This is a genomic window from Sphingobacterium sp. UBA5996, from assembly GCF_002429765.1.
Classification (GTDB): domain Bacteria; phylum Bacteroidota; class Bacteroidia; order Sphingobacteriales; family Sphingobacteriaceae; genus Sphingobacterium.
Window position 1 is genome coordinate 135,400 of sequence record NZ_DJAS01000021.1, and the last position, 23,672, is coordinate 159,071.

Consider the following 23,672-nt stretch of genomic DNA (forward strand, 5'->3'; position numbering starts at 1 on the left):
CCTACAAATTATGTCCTCACTATATGGACAATAACGTCTTTTACGAAAATTTTCAATGATAACACCTAGTGATGATAAATAGTTTTTTACCTAGTCTGATTATTCATCAAAAAAACGTATTTATCTGTTCCTGTAAAATTAACAGATCTATAAATCTATCTTGATGTGTGCTCATGATCAACAAAAAATTTATCCAGAAAGAGATATCTATCCCGAAATTCTTCAGTAGATGATTTCGTATCGATATTTAGATTCAAAATATTCATACGCTTATCTTTTGCGGTTGTTTTTGGCCAAATAGCAAGGCCCTTACCGTTTGGATCCCCCGTTTTGATAAAATTAATAAAATACTGCTGACCAAGTCTTGACACCCTGTAATCAGCCTCCGACCAGGCAAACACATCATTGCTCTGCAGATTTCCTAATAAATATTCGATATCACTCGCATGAAATGCTCCCGATATAGGCGGAGGATTCTTCTCCTTCTGTTCTTGATTCGATTTTTTGGTGATTCCCCCAGCGAGCCCAGATTGTACATCGCTGTAGATGGGCCGCATAGGTGGACGCGGCTTACCAAATATATAAACGAAGGTTGGCTGTCCGCTACTCTTTCTTTGCAGGTCAAGCCATTTCCAGGTGCTATAAACGATAAAATTATCACTTGCTAGTGCAGTTGCGGACTTAATAACCTGTTTATCAGTCCTTCCGGGATAAAGCTCGAGTGCTTCGTCGGCATTTACGCCATATTGAGCTCTTACCAATTCCTCATAATTCTCGGGAGATGGATAAAATTTACCCATATAAGCTGTATATGGCACTTCCGTAGATGTCCACCCGGCCAGTAGCGGAACTCTTGACTGCTCCCCAGCCTCAAAAATGGCTAGAGGAGATTTAGGCAGAAAATAGCCATCAACAATCAAACGGGCTGTAAAAGCCCCTGGTTCACTCGCTTTATCAAGTAGTTCGGCGGCAGGAATTTCCCTAAGCTTATCAAGTCCATCAGCTTTAATACGGGTAGCGAAAGCTACCCCCTGTTGCTCTTGCTCGGCAATAGAGGCCGTACCGTACCTCAGATTAAAAATACTTCCGCTTTGGCCTATCGCGCGCCTAAACAGTCCTTTTGACAGCGGACTCGCCATTTGAGCCGACACAGACATGCTCCCAGCAGACTCACCGCCAATGGTAATTTCATCGGGATTCCCGCCAAATGCAGCTATATTTTTTCTAACCCAAACTAAAGCGGCATGCTGATCGAGCAATCCATAATTTCCAGACGCGTGTGTCGGCGACTCTTCCGTCAACTCAGGATGCGCAAAAAAACCAAAAATACCAAGACGATAGTTGATGGTAACGACAATCAGCCCTTCTTTTGCAAAACTTTCACCATCATAACGACTTTCTGACCCATCGCCAGCATTGAATCCGCCACCGTAAAAATAGACTAAAACTGGAAGCTTACCAGGTCCAATGGAAGTCGGGCGCCAGACATTCAAATAAAGACAGTCTTCGCTTATTCCTGGCGACCGAAAACGCATATCCCCATAGATCGGCTTCTGCATGGGAGAATAGCCAAAATGATCGGCCTTTCGAATGCCAGACCAATGTTCAGCGGGCTGAGGTTCTTTCCATCTAAGGACACCCAATGGCGGTTTTGCAAAAGGAATTCCTCGAAAAGATTGTACCCCACTTGGTAGGACAACCCCCTCCAATATTCCTTCTTCCACCTTTACCCGAGGCATCTGAGCATAAACAATTGAAGCAGTTAATAAAGCAAAAAAAGTAAAAAAAATATTTTTCATGATGACCTCCATTTAAAGCGGCATAGTGTTGTTGGTTAGTCAAAATACAAAATAAAATCTATAACAAGGTGAATATCTATTATTTATTAATAGATAAAAAATAGGATAGAAAAAATTAGCATCAAATGATCTTAGCAACATGCTTAAAGACGATGGTCCTCATTCAGCTTAATAAAAGGGGATTCTATAAGGACAGTCTAATTCATTTGATGAAAAATACAAAAAACAAAATAAGCCATTGAGCAAGAAAAGATATCCAAAATGGTCTATTGTTCGATTCGGTCAGCGTCTCAAGTGCAGTCACAAACTTAGACCTTACGATTTCATAAAAGCTATCATTATTCTCCAAATCCAGGCTATCAAACTTCACTTTGCTCAGACCAAAAACAACAATGCGTCTCACCCAAGGGCTCTCGATTTTGTTGCGCTTTAATTCATCGATCAATTTAAGTTTTGCGAATGAATAATTAGCCGCATTTTGGATAATATCGGGCTGATTGGATTGAAAAATGAGCAACACTTTATCCACTATGGGGAGAATAAGATCGTCCCGTCTCTCTAAAACGACGAGACTTGCAATTTTTGAAAAGACATATTTGTTACTAAAAACAAAGAGTAATAAAGGAAGCAAGATTAATCCTATCAACCAAAGGGATTTTGTAATAGTCTGCGTATGATTGGAAATTGAAAAAAAAGCATTATCGCTGTTCATAAATTGAAAACTGCCGATCACAATGTAAAGCATAGTAGAAACGATAGTAAGCAAATAATATTTGACTAGGTTTTTCGTCCCTAGCACACTCATTTTTGTTAAATATGACAATTTCGCTTTCATAACATTAAAATTAACTATTTTAAACTAGCATTATTTCATTAATATCGATCATCATGTCGACTTTCGGTATATCGTACTTTAACTTCGTTAAGTTCTACTTTTTATTGATTTATACACTAGTATTTAAATGCGTATTAACTAAGTATCAGTCTGAATACTAAAGCGTTTACTATTTAAACATTTTTAGCTGGCCTACATAAATAAATGCCCCCAGAAAGTATTCACTTTTGAGGGCAACGATAATTTTATATATTTTTGTTAGAAAATTATCAAATCGAAGTATAACCGCCATCGACTAAATAATATCCACCAGTCATGAAGGACGATTTCTCCGAACTTAAAAACAGAACAAGTTCGGCAACTTCTTCCGCCTTTCCCAAACGTCCAATAGGGTGTTTGCTTATCAATGTATCGATATGTTCTTTATCCAGCTTAGCTAATAAAGGTGTATCAATATATCCAGGTCCCACGGCATTACATCGAATGTTTTTCTGACCATATTCAGCGCCAATATTCTTTGTCAACCCCACTACTGCGTGTTTTGCAGCCGTGTAGGCACTCGACAAAGGGGCAGCCACAGTACCGTGTATAGACGCCATATTTACAATCACACCACCACCGTTCTTTTCCATCGCCTCAATTTGATATTTGCATCCATAAAACACGCCGTTGAAATTAATATCAATCACTTTTTTCCATCCATCTAAACTATAATCCCCAGTGAGAGCCGCCTCACCGCCGATACCAGCATTATTGCAGGCGACATCAAGCCTACCAAACCTTTCGACAGCAAAACTAACCAACGACTCATTATCAGCCGGAGATGAAGTGTCTGCTTTAAAAAATACCGCCTCTCCACCTATCGATTCAATTTGTTTTACGGTTTCTTGACCCGCTTGCTCGTTGATATCCGAGACAACAACCTTAGCTCCTTCTTTACCATAGGCCAATGCAACAGCGAGTCCGATCCCCGAACCAGCTCCGGTTACTATAGCTACTTTATCCGCTAAAACTTTCATATGATATAAATTTTGATCGATACAATTTAATCAAAGTAACCTGAAACCAAGCAAAAATGTAGGTCAATTTTCTATAAAACTAAATAATATGACACTTATCTAATCTTGACTCTGCAAATTCGGATATTTTTCATAAAACCTATCTAAAAACAACCGCCCCATCAGTTGAAATTTTGCTTGTGTGTCAAACATGCCCGCACCTGGAGAGATAATGCCATGTGGCATCCGCTGTACTACACCATAATATATAATATCTAGTCCAGTTCCATTAATATCAAGATGCATTTTCTTTGGTTTTAAACCAATAACAGATCCCATACGCGTTACTTTTTCAGAATTGCTAATCTTGGCGGTGTGCGCATCAATTAAGGTTTGATGATCGAACACAAAATGGTCTCTCACCTGCCCGTCGTCAAAAAATACGTAATGCAATTCGTTATTAATTAGCACTAGATAAGAAACATTATCCCGTTCATTATAACGTGCCTTCACACCAACAGCTGCCCATGCAACAGTTTTCGCCGCTGTGGCCGCTGCTGCAGCGACCTTATCACCCACTGTCGCTATATAAGCACATTGCGTAAAAGCGTCTATCTGAGCGCCGTTCAATTGTTTTCTCAACTTTACAAATTCATCCTTTAGCAATTCATCTCTTACATCTGCAGCTAGGTGAATTCCAGATTCACCTTAATACTTTCTAGCGGTCTCTTTTTGCTTTTTCATCACTATGAGAGAAATCAATACGCAGACCACGACGATAATGGCGAAAATGCCGATATACAATATCATAGTATAAAATCTAAAAAGGTTTAGTCTTTATCACTAGAATCAAATAGTAAATAGCTATCAAAATATCCTATTATAATTCAACTTTACAAGAGAAATTTTGCTAACTAAAAAACTGTTTTAAAGCTCCTATTTTCTGATAAGATTACCGCTCTCGCTCCTGCAGTTCCAATTGGAGTAGAATATCACGCTTTTTGCCCTCTATTAAAGACAGATTGCCAGCAACAAAAACGCCCTTCTGCCCCGCTTCGTTGCTAATGCCATACACAGATGATTCATCATCAGGATCAGATGCACCCTCATAACGAAATAAATAGTCAATTTTATACTGATCTGCATGAGCCAATAGATCATCAAATTCAATATTATAGTCAATTGTATAGCCCATGTTGCTTAATTTTTCCAAAGCAACGCTGGCAGACGAGTAACCGTGCATTCTTTCCATAGTTGAGTGTTCTAAATTCGATCTAAACGTTAATTTTTATTATAAAACGACTGACAAAAGAGTTTTGTTTTCCGCAATTTGAAATAGTTTATTCGAAATCATATTTCTATTTTTGTGCTAGAAAACACGATGATATATGGCAAATCTTTCAGCACCGGCTTATCAGCATACCCCTCAATTAGCATTTCAACGATTACTCGACGTGTTATATACATTACGCACGGAATGCCCTTGGGATAAAAAACAAACGATGGAAACTCTTCGGCATTTGACAATAGAAGAAATGTATGAATTGACTGACGCTATTTTGGAACACGATTATCCTGAGATCAAAAAGGAACTTGGTGATGTGCTGATGCATTTAGTTTTTTACGCACGAATCGCAGAAGAAGAAGCGCAGTTCAATATCGTAGATGTACTTAATGCAATCTGTGATAAATTGATTATCCGTCATCCCCACATCTACAGCGACACCGAAGCTGATACAGAAGATCAAGTTAAATCCAATTGGGAAACAATTAAGCTCAAAGAAGGCAGTCAATCTGTACTTGCTGGCGTGCCAAAGGGGTTGCCTGCTTTGGTAAAGGCCTATCGTATTCAAGATAAGGTTCGCGGGGTGGGCTTTGACTGGGAAGATAAAGAACAAGTATGGGAAAAAGTTGAAGAAGAGCTTGCTGAATTTAAAGCGGAGTTTAATATTGAAACGGCAAGTCCAATAGATCGCGAAAAAGCAGAAAGCGAATTTGGTGACCTCTTATTCTCCCTGATAAATTACGCACGCCATATTGGTATAAACCCTGAAAATGCACTTGAACGTACCAACAAAAAATTCATCGAACGTTTTACGTATTTAGAACAAAAAGCTCTTGAAAACAATCGGCAACTCCACGAAATGACTTTAGAAGAAATGGATGTTTATTGGAATGAAGCTAAAAAAATAAAGCAAATTTAAAAAGAAATCAACAACGGAATTTAATTCGACTTTGTGAAATTTATGCGTAAATTCGCAGGAATATGGAAACAGTTGTCAGCGGTATCAGAAGTACCGGAAAATTACATTTAGGAAATTACTACGGCGCATTGAGCAACTTTGTGAAGATGCAAAACGAATATAATTGCTTTTTTTTTATTGCAGATTTACATTCACTGACGACCCATCCCACTCCACATGGACTACAGGGTACGGTTCGTCAAGTTATTGTTGAATATTTAGCAGCAGGAATAGACCCTGAAAAATCGACAATTTACGTCCAATCAGATGTTCCAGAAGTTGCGGAGCTCTATTTATACATGAATATGAATGCTTATCTAGGTGAGCTTGAACGTGCCACTGCGTTTAAAGATAAAGTGAGAAGCAATCCAGACAATGTGAATGCAGGCTTATTGACCTACCCGGTCCTGATGGCCTGTGATATATTGATCCACCATGGCACAAAGGTGCCCGTAGGAAAAGATCAGGAACAACATCTGGAGATGACACGAACTTTTGGCAATCGATTCAACCGTCTATACAGCGTAGACTATTTCAAAGAAGCCTTTGCTTTCTCTTACTCCGACAAGTTGGTTAAAGTACCTGGACTCGCAGGGCAAGGAAAAATGGGCAAATCAAATGGGGAGGCCGATTGTATTTATTTATCGGATAGCGAAACGGTTATCCGTAAAAAAGTAATGCGCGCGGTGTCTGATTCGGGTCCGACTGAAATGAACCAACCCAAATCGGAATCTATCCAAAATCTCTTTGATTTGATGAAGGTCGTATCTACCGCAGATACGCTACAGCATTTTGATGAACTCTATAACAAATGCGAAATTCGTTACGGTGACTTTAAAAAGCAACTGGCAGAAGATATGGTACTTGCAACCAGCGATGTACGCTCCCGTATTGAGGAGATATCAAAGGACGATGCCTACATTGCTAAAGTGGCAAAAATGGGCGCTGAAAAAGCAAGTGAGTCTGCGCGCAAGACATTAAAAGAAGTCCGTGAGATTATTGGTATTAAAAGATTTTATTAAGCTAGAATAATATGCACATAGCTATCGTAGGTAACATAGGAGCTGGAAAAACAACTTTAACAGAATTATTAGCCAGTCACTTTAAGTTTGAACCTCAGTTTGAGGCGGTAGATAACAATCCCTATCTCGAAGACTTTTATTCAGATATGAAACGCTGGGCGTTCAATCTTCAGATTTTCTTCCTCAACAGCCGCTTTAGGCATATTGTAAAATTACAAGAAACGGGTATTGATATGATACAGGATCGTACCATTTATGAAGATGCTTACATTTTTGCCGAAAATTTGTACGACATGGGTTTGATGAGCGCACGCGATTTCGAAAATTATAGCAATATCTTTCAAAGCATTATTCACTACATCAAACCTCCGGATCTATTGATTTACCTTAAAGCTTCTGTACCAACTTTGGTTAACAATATACAAAAAAGAGGGCGCGATTATGAATCAGCGATTCGTCTTGATTATTTATCCAAATTGAATGATAAATACGATAAATGGATCAATAATTACAAAGAAGGTAAAGTAATGGTTCTAGACAAGGACAATTTAGATTTTACAAAAAATCCAGAAGATCTTGGCGGTATCATCCAAAAGATCAAAGCTGAATTATTTGGACTGTTCGAATAGCTAACTCCAGAGGCCTGTAAAATTCCATGATTTTGCAGGCTTTTTGATGAACAGCAATAATCCCATCTACTGTAAAAAATAACAAATGAAATTTTTAGGTATTATCCCTGCTCGATATGCATCAAGCAGATTCCCTGGAAAACCCCTGATCGACATCGAAGGTAAGACGATGATTCAACGCGTGTACGAGCAGGTCAAAAAATCAACAAAATTAAACGATGTGGTTGTTGCAACCGACGATCAGCGGATTGCGCAGACTGTATCATCTTTTGGTGGTAATATCGTTATGACCGCAGGGCATCACCAATCTGGAACAGATCGTTGCGCAGAGGTCATTGCCCAAGTAAATGGCTATGATATTGCCATCAATATACAAGGTGACGAGCCCTTTATCAATCCAATACAAATTGATCTCCTGGCAGATTGTTTTAAGAATCCACACACAAAGATTGCAACTTTAGTAAAAGAAATCACACAGGAGGACGAACTATTCAACGTGAATATACCCAAAGTTGTTCGAAACATCAAGGGAGAAGCCATCTACTTCAGTAGACAAACCATTCCATTTTTAAGAGGTATGGAAAAAGAAAACTGGCTACAGAACCAAACATTTTACAAACATATCGGAATATATGCCTATCAGATAGAGACATTAAAAGAGCTGACGAAATTGCCAATTTCAATGTTGGAAGAAGCAGAAGCATTGGAACAACTACGCTGGCTTGAAAACGGCTACGCTATTCAAACGGCAATTACAGAACATGAGACTGTAGCCATAGACACTAAAGAAGACCTTTCGAAAATATTAAAACTATTTTTTAATAAAGATTAAAAACTACCGGTGTTCGGTATAATACAACGACCGGACACCTTCCAATAAAAACTGTTTATCCAGGTCACTTAAATGTATCATTTTCTCTTTTGCCCTGATCAATTCGTCCAACTGTAATTTGGTACTCACTCCGACTACCGCAGTAGAAACTGCGGAATTAGATAACACATATGAAAGTGCAACGATCATATTATCTTTTCCGATACGTTTGGAAAGATTTACCAAATTTCTGAATATATGTGCCACCTCACCCGAGCTATACTGAAGAAAAGGTGCTATGGGTTTATTAATAAGAACACCTTTTGCTAAAGCGCCCCGTACAACAATACTTACCCCCATCCTCTCCAGCAAGCCACTAATTTCCTCTTCGGGTCTTCGATCCAATAAACTGTATTGCATCATCACGGAAGCGATATCAGATTTTGACAAAAATGTCTTAATAACGTTCGGACGGATGGATGAAAGTCCATACGCTCGAATTTTACCTTCGCTTTTCAACAGCTCAAAGGCTTCAACAATCTCCTCAATCGGATCCTCCAAGGTACCACCATGTAACTGATAGAGGTCGATATAATCCGTTTTCAACCGTGACAACGACCCTTCTATAGCTTTCATAATATAATCTTTTGAGGCCTTCCAGTCCCAGCCAGAGCCATCGGCACGCCAAAGATTACCAACTTTTGATGCTAAGACAATATGCTTCCGAAAACTTTGCACACTCTCTCCCAAAATCATCTCATTTAAACCTTTGTCGTAGAGATCAGCCGTATCAAAAAAAGTGATTCCTTCTTCATAAGCTTTATGAATAATGTCTTTGGATTGTTTGGACTGATTACTCTTTAGAGACATGCAGCCTAAACCGATTTCTGACACCATTAAATTTGTATGACCTAATTTATGTTGTTCCATCTGCACTGATATCAATCAATTCTACCTCAAACACCAACGTGCTGTTGGCGGGAATTTCACCCGTTGCGCGTTCACCATAAGCTAATCTGCTTGGAATAAAAAATTTATATTTCGACCCCTTAGACATTAATGGAATACCAATCTGCCATCCCTTAATCACTTGACCCAAAGATAGTTTCAAAGGCTCCTTACGATCATATGAGCTATCAAATTGCTTCCCACTCAATAGCGTTCCTTTATAATGAACTGTGACTTCATCGTCACTTTTAGGCTTTACACCATCAGTCTCAGTCAAAATAAGATATTGAATACCCTCTGCTGTCGATTTCATCCCGGTAACCTTTGCATTTTCCGCAAAGAATTTATCTTCTTCAGCCCGACTGGCAGCCTCCTTTTTAGCACGGACGTCCATAATAGCCTGCTGAATGACAGCTCTTCCTTGACCTTCCTCTAATAGCGACGTGTTACCTTTCAATACGTCAGCAATTGCTTTTGCAATAACATCTGACTTCAAATAATCGATTTCAATAGACTTTAGTGAATTTCCGATATCAGCACCAAATGCATACGACACAGAATCTGCCTTTGTTCTCAATTGATTTGTTACGCTCGATTTACTGTTTACGACCTTCTTCTTTACTGTCGTGTTTTTCTTTTTTTGTTGGGCAAATCCTGTGACAGTTGTCAAGGATAATAAAGCTAATGCAATATACTTCATGTTTGTTTAACGGTGCTTCTGCACGATTTCATTTATAATTTCCTGCGTGATATTAGGGTAATCAACTTCAACCCTAGATTTACTGTTCAGCCAGGCTTCTATCGCCAACATATTTTTATGTTTCAGGCTCGAAATTACAGGCACTCCCATTTCTTCCAGTGACGCGGCATTCAAATGCTGTTCATATTGGTTCTTCATTGGGATAACTAACAGTTTCTTTTTCAAATATAACGCTTCTGCCGGTGTTTCAAAACCTGCTCCACATAAAACTCCTGAAGAAGATGCCATACTATTTATAAAAGATTGGTTATTTATGGGCCTAATCGTTACATTTTTCATTTCGAATGCCTTTGAATTATGTTTACTAAAAACATCCCACTTGACATCTGGAAACTTCATTAAGTGCTTCAAAAGATGCGCATCGTCGTATGCAGGTAGATAAACCGTATAATGTCCCTCATCTGTTACGCCCAAGTCACGAACAGCATTACGGATAACCGGCGGATAAATATTCTTGCCATAACGCTTGAAATGGAAACCGTAAGAATGTGTGGAGGGTGCATAGTTTTTCATGATGAACTTACCCAGCATATCACTGTCTTCTGGTTTGGGACTCGACGGATCTAAGGCAGCAATCTGATGACTCAATCCAATGCATTCTAAATCTTTTGAATGACAGGCCCAAGCCGAGATAGGTTCAAAATCGTTGATCACCAAATCATAGTTTTCAATGGGCAAGCTCTTAATTTCATTTGTAAATTTACGAATAGTCGAACTCATGAAAGTCTTCCACAAATCGACCCCACCAGACTTACCAAAGATAAAACTCAGCCCGTGAAAACGGTATTTCACGTCAAAAGGCAATGATAGATCTGCTTGAATTCCACTAACCAAAACATCAACTTCTCCTAACTCTCTCAAACAGGGCACAATATCCATTGCACGGCTAAGATGTCCATTTCCTGTCCCTTGTACGGCATACAATATCTTCATAATGACTGTATTTTGTATCGGCAAATTAATCAATTTTAACGATTATCAATATTATTTTATTGTTTAGTTAGGTTAAGAAAATATAAATTAACATCAATAAAAAAACCTATTAATCCCATTTTAACTTTCCTTTTTGTATATTTAATATCAACAATTAATTAATAGCCAGTTCAATAAACCATGAAATTTCTATTGTATACTATGCTTTCGCTAATTGGCATACCTATTTTTACCTCTTGGGGATTTTTTGCACATAAAAAAATTAATCATTATGCCGTGTTCGCCTTGCCAGCCAAGATGGCGAAATTCTATAAAGCCAATATCGATCTGATTACCGAGAAAGCTGTTGACCCAGATAAACGCTGCTACACCGATAGCACTGAAGGTCCCCGGCATTTTATAGATATAGAAGATTATGAAGAAGAGGGTGAAAATGATTCCATACCCATTCATTGGTCAAAAGCGAAAGAAAAATATCAAGAAAAACAGTTGTTAAAAAATGGTATTGTTCCCTGGCAAATTAATCTAACCTATCAAAAGCTAGTGAAAGCTTTTAAGTCAAAAGATTATAATCGGATCATCAAACACTCTGCAGAACTCGGGCACTATATTGCCGATGCGCATGTCCCTTTACATACAACTAAAAATTACAATGGACAATTCACCAACCAAATTGGAATACACGCATTTTGGGAAAGCCGCTTGCCAGAAATGTTTTCAGAAAAATATAACCTTCGCGTTGGAAAAGCAAACTATATCAAAGATCCTTTAGCAGAAGCATGGCTTATTGTTCGCGAAAGCAATCGTCTCGTCGATTCTGTATTAAATATCGAAGCCAAGCTCAATCGTCAATTTAAAGATTCCCAAAAAAAAACATTTATTGAGCGAAACAATCAATTGGTATGGACGTACTCGGATCGCTATGCCAACGCGTATCACGATGCCATGAAAGGAATGGTCGAAAGAAGGATGCGGAAAACGATCTTACGCGTCTCTTCCTATTGGTATTCTGCTTGGCTTGAATCTGGCCAACCAAATTTAAGCAACATTGGAAAAATAAAAATCCATAGCAAACAGGATCAAATCGATATCATCGGGAGAAAGCGGATTGGCCGCGAAGAGTGGATGTAGAAACGAACCATACACTTGGACTACCTACATTATTCATACCGGACTATTTGTATTATTGTCAACTAAGCTACTTTTGCGGTGTAAAATGTATAAGAGCATGTTGAATAGAAAATTTACGTTGACAAACCTTGCGCTAACTTTAAGTGTTGTATCTGCAACTGCACAGGTTCCAGATACAACGGCGTTAGGGGAAGTTATCATTAATCAAAATCGTTTACAAATTCCTTTTTCAAAGCAAAGCAAGAGTGTACAATTATTGACGCAGGAAGATATACAACGACTCCCTAATCGATCTATAAACGAATTACTCAGCAATATCCCAGGAGTTGATATTCGTCAACGTGGACCATTTGGTTCACAGGCTGACATTAGCGTCGATGGCGGCTCTTTTGAACAAACGGCAATTTTACTCAATGGTGTTAAAATTACGGATCCACAAAGCGCTCACCACAACATGAATCTACCGGTTCCACTTGAAGCGATTGAGCGCATCGAAATCATACGAGGACCAGCATCACGAATTTTCGGCATTAACGCGCTGACGGGAGCCATTAATATCGTAACAAAGAAAATTAAATCGAATCAGATTAGTACCCAGATATATAGCGGATCCTCATTCAAAGATAATGAACAGACGAGTACAGGTATGTATTATGGTAAAGGTATTCAGCTTGGATCACAGTTTCTAACTAAAAAAACAAGCCAAGGATTATATTTTGGACACGAAGATTCCAATGGACAACGTTACAACACAGCATCGAACAGTAATAAACTATATTACGACGGAACGTATCAACCTAATACAGGCAATATGGTAAACGCTAATATTGGCTATATCAACAATCAATTTGGTGCTAATGGTTACTATGCTGCTCCTAGTGATAAGGAAGCTTATGAGCAGGTTAAGACCGCTTTCGCCTCCGTGCAGTCAAAGCATCAATTAACATCGACATTTTCTCTCAGTCCACGTCTCAGCAATCGCTATAATGAAGATGAATATTGGTATCTAGGAAGGGAAACGACAAAAGGAAGAGCCAAACACTATAGTAATGTTTTTGGTGCAGAACTAAATGCGACATTAGCGCAGTGTTATGGAACCTTCGGCATTGGGCTGGAAGGTAGATTTGAACACATCAATAGCACTAGTATTGGCCGTCATAACCGCGAGAATTACGGCGGTTATCTAGAATTCAAAACGGAAGCGATCGAAAAACTGATCATCAATGCTGGAACCTACATCAATTATAACTCGAGATTTGGCTGGCAGGTCTTTCCAGGTCTTGATTTAGGTTACGATATTACCGAACATTGGAAGATTATCGTTAACGCAGGATCAAGCCAACGTATCCCTTCTTTTACCGATCTTTACAATAATCAAACGGCCAACATCGGAAATCCAAACCTTACCTCCGAAAATGCCTATCAGATTGAAGGGGGGATCAAATACCTATCCAATCGAATTGTGGCCCAAGCAGGTTATTTCCACCGTAAAATAGACGATTTCATCGACTGGCAAAAAGACGATGCTAGTGCCGGAACTGGAACAATTATTCCTTGGAAACCAACAAATATTGGAAAAAACAGTATCGATGGATTGAATGCATCATTACGATACAATTTCAATGACCCCGGCGCTACAACACGCTATTTTACAAACCTTAGCTACAATTATCTCCATCCTAGCGTGATATTAGCCGATGGAATACTGTCAAAATATGCCATAGAGAGCCTAAGGCACCAAGTTATCGTCAACTTTACAATAAACCACAAAAATTGGATGTTAACCACTTCCAACCGTTTTAATGAACGTATAAGTTACAAATCTTATTTTATTGCAGATATGAGAGCGGCCTACCAATTCCATGACTTAAATATCTTTGCAGATGTTCAAAATATATTTGATAAGCGTTATATCGAAGCAGCCGCTGTTCCAATGCCAGGACGTTGGCTTAGTGCTGGTGTAAAATACAAACTGAACTATTAATCAAATAGCCAAATTAGTTGTTCTCCGGTTTGTCCGCGAATGATAAAAGTGCCCCAAAGAATCGTTTCGTTTGGGGCATTTCATTAAGCCGTTTCAAACCATTATGTCCCTTCAGAAAGAAGCGTGCCGTCTATTGAGTTTAAAAATAAGCGATAATAGCTTACTATCTTTTAGGAAAAACAGATAGAATTCCACCGACTAGATGTTTTTGAAATTCAGGTTCATCATAGGATTCATCGGTATGACCAAGTCCAGTATAAAAAACCCTACCCCCATCATAGGTTTGAGTCCAAGAAATCGGATGTTGATCCCCCATTTTTCCTCCTTGATAGCTTTTTTCATCCAGATTCATCAAAACATGCAATCCATCCTTCACATCCTTGAAGTTATACCATTCATCTTTATGCAACCAAACCGAATCGAGGTGTTTTGTAGCCTGATGGTTTCTATCTAACACATCGATTTTGGCTTTCTGTACTGCAGGATGTGATGCAAAATATCCTCCTACAAGACCGTTATACCACGGCCAATCAAACTCTGTATCCGTCGCAGCATGAATCCCCACGAATCCTTTTCCCGATTGGATATAGCGCACAAATGCTTTCTGTTGAGCATCGTCGAGAATATCGCCGGTTGTACTCAAAAAGATAATAGCATCATATTTTTTTAATCCCTGATCTGTAAAAAGAGCCGCGTCCTCCGAATGATCAGATTCGATCTGTTCTTTATCCAGCAATTGTTTAAGCACCTGCGCTCCCTTTTCGATGCTTCCATGTCTAAACCCTTTTGTCTTGCTAAAGATCAATACTTGTCGTTGTGCCTGAACGGCAGCGGATATCCCCAAAAAGAGAAATAGAAAAATGAAGATTTTGTTCATAATATAATTGGTTATTAAGCCGTGATCCTCTCGAAACACGACTTGTATATTGGATTATTATGCGATTAGCTCGCGGTAAAAATTAAGGCTTTCGATAATATGTTCCTCGGAAACATAGATATCGTATCGACAACTGCCAATTTGATCAAGCAGTGCGAAACCAATCTGATTGGACACATTCTTCTTATCATTTCGCATCAGTTCCAATAACTCTGTATCAATGGAAGAATCAAATTTGTAATCTTTAAAATATCTTCTGAATGTTTGAATCAAATCATTTAATTCATCCAAAGGCAGCCCATTCAATTTATGTGATAGATACCCCTCACAAATCATTCCAGCAGCAATAGCCTCTCCATGAAGCAAAGGCGAACCGTCATTCAACAAAGAGTATCCCTCAATAGCATGACCAATAGTGTGTCCAAAGTTTAAGATTTTACGCAGCCCTTTTTCTTTTGGATCTTCAAGAATGACTTGATTTTTGATCGAAACAGAATGTTTAATTATTGAATTATCAATTTGATCGATATCAAGCACCTTAACACGATCATAATAGCCTCGATCGAAAATTAGCCCATGTTTGATCACTTCCGCAAAGCCAGATATTAACTGCCGCTGATCTAGCGTTTTCAAGAACTGGTTCGAAATAAATACAGCTTTGGGCTGTGCAAAAGTGCCTATAATATTTTTTACACTTCCCATATCGATACCCGTTTTGCCTCCTACAGAGGCATCTACCTGGGAAAGCAGAGTCGTCGGGACTTGAACAAAATCCATCCCTCTTTTGAAAGTTGATGCTGCAAATCCCCCCATATCAGTGACGACACCGCCACCGAGATTGATCATTAGTGAATGCCTGTCAGCTCCGAAATCGAGCATATTATGCCATACACCAATGCAAAAATCAATATTTTTATTTTCTTCTCCCGGATCTACCTCTATCACATCATAATTCGTTAAATTGGATAGGGACTGCTGAAACAAAGGCAAACAATTATCCAATGTATTGGTATCTACCAAAACGATGATCTTTGAATAATTACGCTCAGCCAAAAACCCCTCGAGAGAGGATAATGTATCATCAAAATATACCTGATATCCCAAACTTTCTATGACTTCCATTTTACGATTATTTTAGGTTTAAGTTTTCTATTTACCAATATTGTTTAATATTACACCAATTTTATTTGCATCCCATCAAATTCAACGAAATCTCCAGGTCTCAATTTGAGCCTTTTTCGATAATCAACTTGCCCATTATACTTTACATACCCCTCAGACACAACCCACTGAGCCATAGCACCGTGCTCTACCCAATTTAAAGCTTTAAGTAACTGTATAAGCTGTATATATTCGCCCTCAATTTTAAATTCTTGCATTCCACAAAAATAGTGGTTTAACCGAGTAATGCAAGAATAATCATCGTTTTAATGCTTACTAAATTGCTACATTTGCCTAATTGCAAATAAAGATTATGATTGAGAATTCTGAGCCCAAGACATTATCCTTTGATAATACAGAGATAGCTTTTAAAAGTAAAAGCGATAAGGATTTGGAAAGAGCATATTGGTTATTCAAAATAATAGCGAATAATTTCTTGACAAAAGTCGGTCCTTCAATGACCAACTTTGCATTGAACATCGGATTACCCATCCAAGGGATAATCCGTAAAACAATCTTCAAGCATTTCTGTGGCGGGGAGACCATCGAAGGTTGCGAAACAGCAATTAACGAATTGGGAGAGAATGGTGTAGGAACTATATTGGACTATTCCGTTGAAGGAGAAGAAACTGAAAGTGCATTTGACGCTTGCTGCAATGAGGTTTTGCGAACAGTGGTAGCAGCTAGTAAAAACAAATACATACCATTTTCAGTATTTAAACCCACTGGATTAGGCCGATTTGAATTGTTTGAAAAAGTCAATGCCAAAGACACCTTGACAGAAAGTGAACAAGCAGCATACCAACGTATGCTTGATCGTACAGACCGTATCTGTAAAGCCTGCCATGATGCCGGTGTAAAGGTACTGGTAGATGCTGAACATTCCTGGATTCAAGATGCAATTGACGATATTGCTCGTGAAATGATGGAAAAATACAATATGGAAAAACCTATTGTCTATAACACCTACCAATTGTACCGCAGCGACAAACTTGCTTCATTAAAAGCGGATTTCGAATATGCAAAAGTGAGAGGCTTCAACATGGGTGCCAAAATCGTTAGAGGTGCATATATGGAAATTGAACGTGCTCGCGCCGCCGAAAAAGGATATCCAGATCCAATCCAACCCAATAAAGAAGCTGCCGATATTGACTACAATGCTGCTATTGAATTTATACTGGACCATCTAGACAACTTTGGATTGATGGCGGGTACCCACAATGAAGATAGTAGCATGCTCTTGGCTAAAGAAATTGACAAACGTGGTATTGACAGGTCTACAGACCGCATTTACTTCGCTCAGTTATTGGGGATGTCTGACAATCTAAGCTTCAATCTGGCTGCACATGGTTACAATGTTGCCAAATACATGCCGTATGGACCAGTCAAAGCAGTGATGCCATACCTTTTCCGTAGAGCACAGGAAAATACTTCTGTTGCAGGCGCGACAGGTCGGGAGCTAGGTCTTTTGATTAAAGAAAAACAAAGAAGAAAAGCTAGTCTATAACGACTAGCTTTTTTTATGATCAACAACATCCATTCTATTATTATCAAATCGATTCTCACATAGTATATAGAAAGTCTCCCACTCTCGTTTTCGGAATGAGCTAATTACAAAATGATTCCAAATTCTTGAAACTATTATTTAAGTTTGCAAACTTTTTCCTTGAAACAAAGTTCATAATGGAAGGGCGCTCACCTGAGCTTAAAAAGAATACGATTTTAAATGGAAGAAAAACTTAGACTATTTGATCTTGCTCGTCAGCAGATGGGTAAATACCCCGATCTCGATATGTTTGCCCACAAAGTGGACGACAAGTGGAACTATATCAAAACAGCAGATTTTCTTGGGCAGGTAGACGCGCTTTCCAAAGGGCTAATTGAACTTGGCGTACGCCCCAATGAAAAAGTAGGTCTTATAGCCGGCAGTAGCATGGAATGGCACCTTATCGATTTTGCAATCCAACAGATAGGGGCAGTTGTTGTTGCCATTTATCCTAATATCACCGACGCAGATTATCAATATATCTTTAATGATGCAGAAATTAAAGTTTGCATCGTAAGTAATAAAAGTTTATACGATCGGCTGATGAATTTAACAGATTCAATTTATACATTAAAGTATATATTTTGTATCGCCGAGCATGAAGATACCCGCAGCTGGAAAGAACTTCATGCCATAGGCGATAGTTGCACGACCGACAAGTTGATAGCATTGCGCGCTCGGGTTAAACCCGAAGACCTTGCGACTTTGATTTACACATCGGGAACTACAGGCAAACCAAAGGGAGTTATGCTTTCGCATCAGAATATTTTTTCCAATGTATTGGGCGCGGCAGAAATCACCCCCTGTAAAGCTTATGATCGCGGACTTACCTTTCTCCCCCCCTGCCATGCTTACGAGCGTATGGTTTTATATACCTATATGTATCTTGGCTTTACAATCTACATCGCAGAATCTTTTGAGAAGATTGGCGATAACCTGAAAGAAGTAAAACCGCATATCATGACAGTTGTCCCACGTATTCTTGAAAAGGTTTACGAGAAAATAATGAAAACAGGCCACGATCTTACGGGTTTCAAAAAAAAAATATTCGATTGGGCAGTTTCTGTAGCCGAAGATTATGATCCCAATTCAGCAAAAAGAAGCCTTGCTTATAACATCAAACTTAAGCTGGCCAAACAACTTGTTCTCAACAAATGGTATGAAGCCCTAGGGGGCCAATTGCTTACGGTAGCTTCTGGATCAGCTTCGCTTCACAGTAAATTAACACGTGCTTTCTTAGCTGCAGGAATTCCTCTTTATGAGGGTTATGGTATGACCGAAGCCTCCCCACTCATCTCTGTCAATCATTATATCAAAGGGATACGCATCGGTACTGTGGGTCTTCCTGTCCGTTTTGTTGAAATAAAACTCGCCGACGATGGAGAAATATTGGTGAAAGGCCCTAATGTCATGATGGGATACTATAAGAATAAGGCCGAAACAGATAAGACAATTATTAATGGATGGCTGCATACAGGAGATATCGGAAAATGGGAAGAAGACAAGTTTTTAAAAATCATTGACCGGAAAAAGGAAATGTTCAAAATTTCTGGCGGGAAGTACGTCATCCCACAACCTATCGAAACCAAGCTCGTCGAGTCTAAATTTATTGAGCAAGCTATGGTTATTGGTGATGGGATGAAATTTGCTTCTGCCTTTATTGTACCAAACTATTCACATTTGCTGGATTGGGCTAAAACAGATGCTCCTGAACTCGCGAGCATGGATAAAGATGATTTTCTGACAGACCCTGCAATTGTTAGAAAAGTCAATCAGGAGGTCCGCCGTGCCAATCAGCATTTTGGCAATTGGGAACAGATCAAAAGACCAATTATTTTAACAAATGAATTCACGATTGAAAATGGAGAATTAACGCCGACATTGAAGATGAAACGGAAGGTAATCCTCCAACACCATCAAGAGGCGTTCAACAATCTCTATCAAATGGAAATGGACGAATAGGAAGCTAACGACACGTTAACCAAGCATGCGGTATTTTTAGGAGTAAAACATAAAATTATTGAAGATACTCGTGCTAATTCTGTCGCTCTAATCTTTTGAGGTTAATTTAAAAAAATTGAAGCATAAAAGAAAAGCCTCATCTTTCTAAAGATCGAGGCTTTTTATTTGAAAAAAATAAATTACTATTAATCCCAACGATAGTCATTATAAAAGTCTTCGGGATGCCTACTGATCGGCACTTCTTTGACCACACGAATATTAGCTGCTCCCAGATTGACATTCAACATAAATGAAGGTACATTTGCTGAAAAATTCCAACGACCATTCCGCATATAGACATAACCACCTCTATATGGATCGTAAAATGTTTTATAGTCTCTAAAGTATACATGATGCCTATTATCATAGCGATGCGCCCTAGCCCAAGCCGGCGTTCTATGACCATATCCTTTTCGATAGGACTTTGCGACTTCTTTACGATATTTACGATCTTCTTTCTCGCGTTTTTCTAAATACTTTCTATATTCTTTATCTCTTTTCTCCTCATATTTCCTACGCTCTTTGTCCTGCTTCCATTCTCTTTCATGTACACGGTGTTGAGCTGAGGCTTGTTGGGGTGCCAATAAGACCAAACCACCAATTGCAACCGCGAAGTATATCATCTTTCTCATAACAGTATAAATTAAATTTAGAAATCAACTATTTCCGGCTTGTGTTTTAAACCCGTTTTCACAAGCGTTTCTATGGGTATGACTTTAATGTTTGAAAAAAGGTTTAACCGATCACACCGAATTTAATTTGTCCCGCAATATAGAATCCATTACTTCAATTTAATGTATCTTTGCATCATGTCAAATACGGGATATATCACTGAAGATACCATTGTTGCATTAGCAACATCTTCGGGAACAAATGGAGCCATTGCCGTCATACGCGTTTCGGGTCAGCATGCTATAAAAATTACAAATGAAATATTTAAAGGAAAGAATCTGCTTCAACAGGCTTCTCATACGATTCATTTTGGAACCATACGCGATGGTGAAGAAATTATAGATGAAGTCCTTGTTTCTTTATTTGTAGCCCCCAACTCCTATACCAGAGAAAATTCGGTGGAAATATCAACACATAACTCCAAATACATTATCGAGCGAGTTGTCGGCTTACTGATTAAAAAAGGGGCACGTGCTGCTCGTCCAGGAGAATTTACCTTGCGTGCCTTCCTCAATGGAGGAATGGATCTATCTCAGGCAGAAGCGGTAGCTGATTTAATAGCGTCCAATTCAGCTGCCTCCCACCAAATAGCCATGCAGCAGATGCGGGGCGGATTTTCCAATCAGCTTAAATCCCTCCGTGAGGATCTTATACACTTTGCATCACTTATAGAATTGGAACTTGATTTTTCTGAAGAAGATGTTGAATTTGCGAACAGAGATCAGCTAAAAAATCTAATCAATAAAATACAGGTCATTGTTCAAAAACTAATACAATCTTTTGAACAGGGAAATGTACTTAAAAATGGTGTTCCTGTGGTTATTGCAGGAAAACCTAATGTAGGAAAATCGACCCTGCTGAATGCATTCTTAAACGAAGAGCGGGCCATTGTTTCTGATATTGCAGGAACAACACGCGATACTATTGAAGATGAAATTAATATTAAAGGTGTTAATTTTCGATTTATTGATACTGCCGGTATACGTGAGACGGCGGATGTGATCGAAGCTAAAGGTGTTGAGCGTACGCGTGAAAAAATGAAACAGGCACGATTGATCATTTATCTTTTCGATCCAACGCAAGATAGAGTTGAAGAAGTACAGTCTCAGCTACCTGAAATTGAGAATTTCCACATCCCGTTTGTCACTATTATCAATAAATCCGATTTGCTTTCTGAAGAGCAAAAAGCGTCCTATCGTACCCTCAATCCACTTTACATATCAGCAAAAGAGCAGACCGGTGTCGAGGAATTAAAGGATGAACTCATCAATCGAGTACAATTAGGAAATCTCAATACAGATGACGTTATGGTGACCAACATACGCCACGTGGAAGCGCTGCAAAAAACAGCATATTCACTAGAACGGGTGATATATGGTATAGACAATCCGGTCACGTCCGATTTTCTCGCTATGGATATTCGCCAAGCCTTATATCACCTTGGTGAGATCACTGGAACTGTGTCCACAGACGATTTATTGGATAATATATTCTCGAAGTTCTGCATCGGCAAGTAAACACGATAGACAAAACAAAATAAAACAAGCGTCTAATTACCAATAAATTACAATAATTTTAGTATTGTGATACTTTTAGTTATTTTGGTTTGTTTTTTAATTTTTTGTTCCCCATATGTCCCTCAGACTGATAATATTTTATTTTTTGTGACGAAGGAGAAATTACTTCGCTTAATGTATCTTATTGTATGTGCTGCAAGATTTCTACTTTGATAGTAGCGTTAATGGCAAAGACAGTATTAAACACATAAGTCTCAGGAGTTATAGAAGTTTATCAGCATAAATTTTATTAGTATTCGCAGAATAGCACTGTATATGAAAAGATAGAAAATCGTTAACAGAAACTGACAGCTCTAAACTCTTCTTCAATTGAAAGCTTTGGTCCATTGCTTTGTATAACATCTGGGACACGATTGAGAATCGGTATCAAAACTAAACACAACTTGGCCGCAATACATACATGCAAATGGTCGTCCAGAATTGAACACGCCAACCATTTTATAGCGGAAATAGATAAGGATAGCGCCCGTATCTCACGTCATCATCAACGTAGAACAAAACGCTTAATCTCCTGTCAATTTCGAGAACTCCCTCTTTAATCTGGCCCAAATATTCAGCATTTAAATTTCTGAGTTCAGAAAAAAAACCATTCTCTAAAAATTGTCATCATTTTCATGCTTTATGCGAAATACTCCGCCCTTCACTATCGGTAAAACTTCACCCATTTTTGTTTCGTCTCTGAGATCGGAGAAATTAAGATGCTCCAGCAACACAGATTCAGGAGCTGTAAGTAATCTAACTTTGCCAAAAATGAAGTAAATTAGCATAAGAACAATTAGTATTGGGCGGCATAAGTAAACAAATGAGAAATAGAAATTTCATTAAAGGATTTTTAGCATTCGTTGCCGTCCTATTCATCGGAGTTCTCATCATAGTTGCTAGATTGAGTAATATGGAAAATCCAGACGTAAGTAGGGCACCTCATTATCCTTATTTTAGACCCACAGAACGTCTAATGGCCAGATATTTAAAATTGCCAAAAGGAACAAAACGAACCTATGAAGAAAGCTTTCTCAAAGAAGATGAAGAACAGCAAAGATTCCTGCTCACCCTACTCAAAGAATTGAAAATCAACGATAAAAATCAAATAAAATGAAAAATATAAAGCTGTTCTCCTTGTTTATTCTAATGTCTGTTCCAATGTACTTATCAGCTCAAAAAGGCAGGGTTAAGGACACTTATACCTATCAGGTAAGGGATGAATATGGCGATTTAAATAATGATGGAAAAGAAGACAAGATAATAGTTAAGATGGATACCATAGATGAAACAAGGCCCCTGAAATTGCAGATCTTTCTTTCGCGGCCCGACGGAAAATTAATTTTAGCAGTATCTTCTACTAAGATTATCGAACCTCAATATCCTGCAGAGAAAAAAGGGAAATTCAATGGTTTTCAGATTCCAAGTTTTTTTATAGAACATGGAATTTTACAGATGCGGAGTGAAATAGAAAATGGAAATATAACCTATGGCTTCAAGTATAAAAACGGAAATTTTGAATTGATTCATGTCAGCAAGTTTACCAATAATTCAACAAAAGCTTATGTTGATGAGTATACGACATTTACGGATACTCAGTTTGACCTGGTGACAGGCATCAGAACTGAAACTGATGATAAATTAGGTTCAGAAAAACCTTTAGCAATACGGAAAAAGAAAGTCTTGATTAGGCCATTGCCGAAAATACAGGATATGAAATTTTCTGATAAAGCCTTATATTAAAAGCCATAAAATCGAATTAATCA

General features: G+C 38.5%; 23 protein-coding genes. 11 read left to right on the plus strand and 12 right to left on the minus strand.

Translation table 11 applies throughout. The features are described from left to right. Positions 1-155 precede the first annotated feature (155 nt). The 5 genes from B3E00_RS15515 to B3E00_RS15535 all read right to left on the minus strand — a co-directional run bounded on the left by B3E00_RS15515 (position 156) and on the right by B3E00_RS15535 (position 4,884). Entirely contained in the window at positions 156-1,799 is a 1,644-nt protein-coding gene (locus tag B3E00_RS15515) for a carboxylesterase/lipase family protein (protein WP_293939210.1), read from the minus strand. A gap of 202 nt (positions 1,800-2,001) precedes the next feature. Continuing rightward, positions 2,002-2,634: a hypothetical protein gene (locus B3E00_RS15520; RefSeq protein WP_293939212.1), complete on the minus strand. Its 633-nt coding sequence runs from the start codon at positions 2,632-2,634 to the stop codon at positions 2,002-2,004. A gap of 269 nt (positions 2,635-2,903) precedes the next feature. Continuing rightward, the gene (locus B3E00_RS15525; protein ID WP_293939214.1) at positions 2,904-3,653 is read right to left on the minus strand and encodes an SDR family NAD(P)-dependent oxidoreductase; all 750 of its coding nucleotides are present in this window, start codon (positions 3,651-3,653) and stop codon (positions 2,904-2,906) included. Between the two features lie 99 nt (positions 3,654-3,752). After that, positions 3,753-4,274 (minus strand): hypothetical protein, encoded by a 522-nt coding sequence (locus tag B3E00_RS15530; RefSeq protein WP_293939215.1) that lies wholly within the window; start codon positions 4,272-4,274, stop codon positions 3,753-3,755. 310 nt (positions 4,275-4,584) lie between these two features. Then, a complete protein-coding gene (locus B3E00_RS15535) occupies positions 4,585-4,884 on the minus strand; it encodes a hypothetical protein (RefSeq protein ID WP_293939217.1) in 300 nt (99 codons plus the stop codon). A 136-nt stretch (positions 4,885-5,020) separates the two neighbouring features. On the opposite strand from B3E00_RS15535, the gene mazG reads away from it, so the two are divergent. The 4 genes from mazG to kdsB all read left to right on the plus strand — a co-directional run bounded on the left by mazG (position 5,021) and on the right by kdsB (position 8,358). Continuing rightward, the gene (gene mazG, locus B3E00_RS15540) at positions 5,021-5,836 is read left to right on the plus strand and encodes a nucleoside triphosphate pyrophosphohydrolase (RefSeq protein WP_209575497.1); all 816 of its coding nucleotides are present in this window, start codon (positions 5,021-5,023) and stop codon (positions 5,834-5,836) included. Between the two features lie 62 nt (positions 5,837-5,898). Then, entirely contained in the window at positions 5,899-6,897 is a 999-nt protein-coding gene (gene trpS / locus B3E00_RS15545) for a tryptophan--tRNA ligase (protein WP_293939220.1), read from the plus strand. Between the two features lie 11 nt (positions 6,898-6,908). Beyond that, entirely contained in the window at positions 6,909-7,526 is a 618-nt protein-coding gene (locus B3E00_RS15550; protein ID WP_293939222.1) for a deoxynucleoside kinase, read from the plus strand. Between the two features lie 85 nt (positions 7,527-7,611). Then, a complete protein-coding gene (gene kdsB, locus B3E00_RS15555) occupies positions 7,612-8,358 on the plus strand; it encodes a 3-deoxy-manno-octulosonate cytidylyltransferase (protein WP_293939224.1) in 747 nt (248 codons plus the stop codon). Between the two features lie 3 nt (positions 8,359-8,361). On the opposite strand, the gene B3E00_RS15560 is transcribed toward kdsB, so the two are convergent. From B3E00_RS15560 to B3E00_RS15570, 3 genes are read right to left on the minus strand one after another with little or no spacing between them, the layout of a single operon-like run. Further along, positions 8,362-9,267, minus strand: coding sequence for an aldo/keto reductase (locus tag B3E00_RS15560; protein WP_293939225.1), 906 nt, complete (start codon positions 9,265-9,267; stop codon positions 8,362-8,364). Continuing rightward, positions 9,254-9,985, minus strand: a complete 732-nt coding sequence (locus B3E00_RS15565; protein WP_293939227.1) for an FKBP-type peptidyl-prolyl cis-trans isomerase — start codon at positions 9,983-9,985, stop codon at positions 9,254-9,256. The genes B3E00_RS15560 and B3E00_RS15565 overlap by 14 nt, the downstream gene beginning before the upstream one ends. Positions 9,986-9,991: 6 nt before the next feature. Then, positions 9,992-10,978 carry a glycosyltransferase family protein gene (locus tag B3E00_RS15570; RefSeq protein WP_293939228.1) on the minus strand — a complete coding sequence of 329 codons (987 nt, stop codon included), beginning with the start codon at positions 10,976-10,978 and terminating at the stop codon, positions 9,992-9,994. A gap of 180 nt (positions 10,979-11,158) precedes the next feature. On the opposite strand from B3E00_RS15570, the gene B3E00_RS15575 reads away from it, so the two are divergent. Together B3E00_RS15575 and B3E00_RS15580 are read left to right on the plus strand one after the other, a co-directional pair. After that, positions 11,159-12,109 (plus strand): zinc dependent phospholipase C family protein, encoded by a 951-nt coding sequence (locus B3E00_RS15575; protein WP_293939229.1) that lies wholly within the window; start codon positions 11,159-11,161, stop codon positions 12,107-12,109. A 97-nt stretch (positions 12,110-12,206) separates the two neighbouring features. Then, positions 12,207-14,093, plus strand: a complete 1,887-nt coding sequence (locus B3E00_RS15580; RefSeq protein ID WP_293939231.1) for a TonB-dependent receptor plug domain-containing protein — start codon at positions 12,207-12,209, stop codon at positions 14,091-14,093. A 163-nt stretch (positions 14,094-14,256) separates the two neighbouring features. Here B3E00_RS15580 and B3E00_RS15585 read toward each other — a convergent pair whose 3' ends face one another. Genes B3E00_RS15585 through B3E00_RS15595 form a run of 3 tightly spaced genes read right to left on the minus strand, consistent with a single transcriptional unit; the run spans position 14,257 to position 16,349 of the window. Next, entirely contained in the window at positions 14,257-14,970 is a 714-nt protein-coding gene (locus B3E00_RS15585; RefSeq protein WP_293939232.1) for a ThuA domain-containing protein, read from the minus strand. A 57-nt stretch (positions 14,971-15,027) separates the two neighbouring features. Beyond that, a complete protein-coding gene (gene aroB / locus B3E00_RS15590) occupies positions 15,028-16,092 on the minus strand; it encodes a 3-dehydroquinate synthase (protein WP_209575518.1) in 1,065 nt (354 codons plus the stop codon). A 50-nt stretch (positions 16,093-16,142) separates the two neighbouring features. Next, entirely contained in the window at positions 16,143-16,349 is a 207-nt protein-coding gene (locus B3E00_RS15595; RefSeq protein ID WP_293939235.1) for an RNA-binding S4 domain-containing protein, read from the minus strand. Positions 16,350-16,444: 95 nt separating this feature from the next. Here B3E00_RS15595 and B3E00_RS15600 point away from each other — a divergent pair, with 95 nt between their 5' ends. Together B3E00_RS15600 and B3E00_RS15605 are read left to right on the plus strand one after the other, a co-directional pair. Continuing rightward, positions 16,445-17,638 (plus strand): proline dehydrogenase family protein, encoded by a 1,194-nt coding sequence (locus B3E00_RS15600; RefSeq protein WP_293939236.1) that lies wholly within the window; start codon positions 16,445-16,447, stop codon positions 17,636-17,638. 219 nt (positions 17,639-17,857) lie between these two features. After that, positions 17,858-19,639 carry an AMP-dependent synthetase/ligase gene (locus B3E00_RS15605; RefSeq protein WP_293939238.1) on the plus strand — a complete coding sequence of 594 codons (1,782 nt, stop codon included), beginning with the start codon at positions 17,858-17,860 and terminating at the stop codon, positions 19,637-19,639. 185 nt (positions 19,640-19,824) lie between these two features. On the opposite strand, the gene B3E00_RS15610 is transcribed toward B3E00_RS15605, so the two are convergent. Further along, positions 19,825-20,310 (minus strand): hypothetical protein, encoded by a 486-nt coding sequence (locus tag B3E00_RS15610; RefSeq protein ID WP_293939240.1) that lies wholly within the window; start codon positions 20,308-20,310, stop codon positions 19,825-19,827. A gap of 177 nt (positions 20,311-20,487) precedes the next feature. On the opposite strand from B3E00_RS15610, the gene mnmE reads away from it, so the two are divergent. The 3 genes from mnmE (at position 20,488) to B3E00_RS15625 (ending at position 23,649) form a co-directional block, all read left to right on the plus strand. Continuing rightward, entirely contained in the window at positions 20,488-21,867 is a 1,380-nt protein-coding gene (gene mnmE / locus B3E00_RS15615; protein WP_293939242.1) for a tRNA uridine-5-carboxymethylaminomethyl(34) synthesis GTPase MnmE, read from the plus strand. Positions 21,868-22,729: 862 nt separating this feature from the next. Next, positions 22,730-23,023 (plus strand): hypothetical protein, encoded by a 294-nt coding sequence (locus B3E00_RS15620; RefSeq protein ID WP_293939244.1) that lies wholly within the window; start codon positions 22,730-22,732, stop codon positions 23,021-23,023. Continuing rightward, positions 23,020-23,649 (plus strand): hypothetical protein, encoded by a 630-nt coding sequence (locus B3E00_RS15625; protein ID WP_293939245.1) that lies wholly within the window; start codon positions 23,020-23,022, stop codon positions 23,647-23,649. Before B3E00_RS15620 ends, B3E00_RS15625 begins: the two co-directional genes overlap by 4 nt. Positions 23,650-23,672 lie beyond the last annotated feature (23 nt).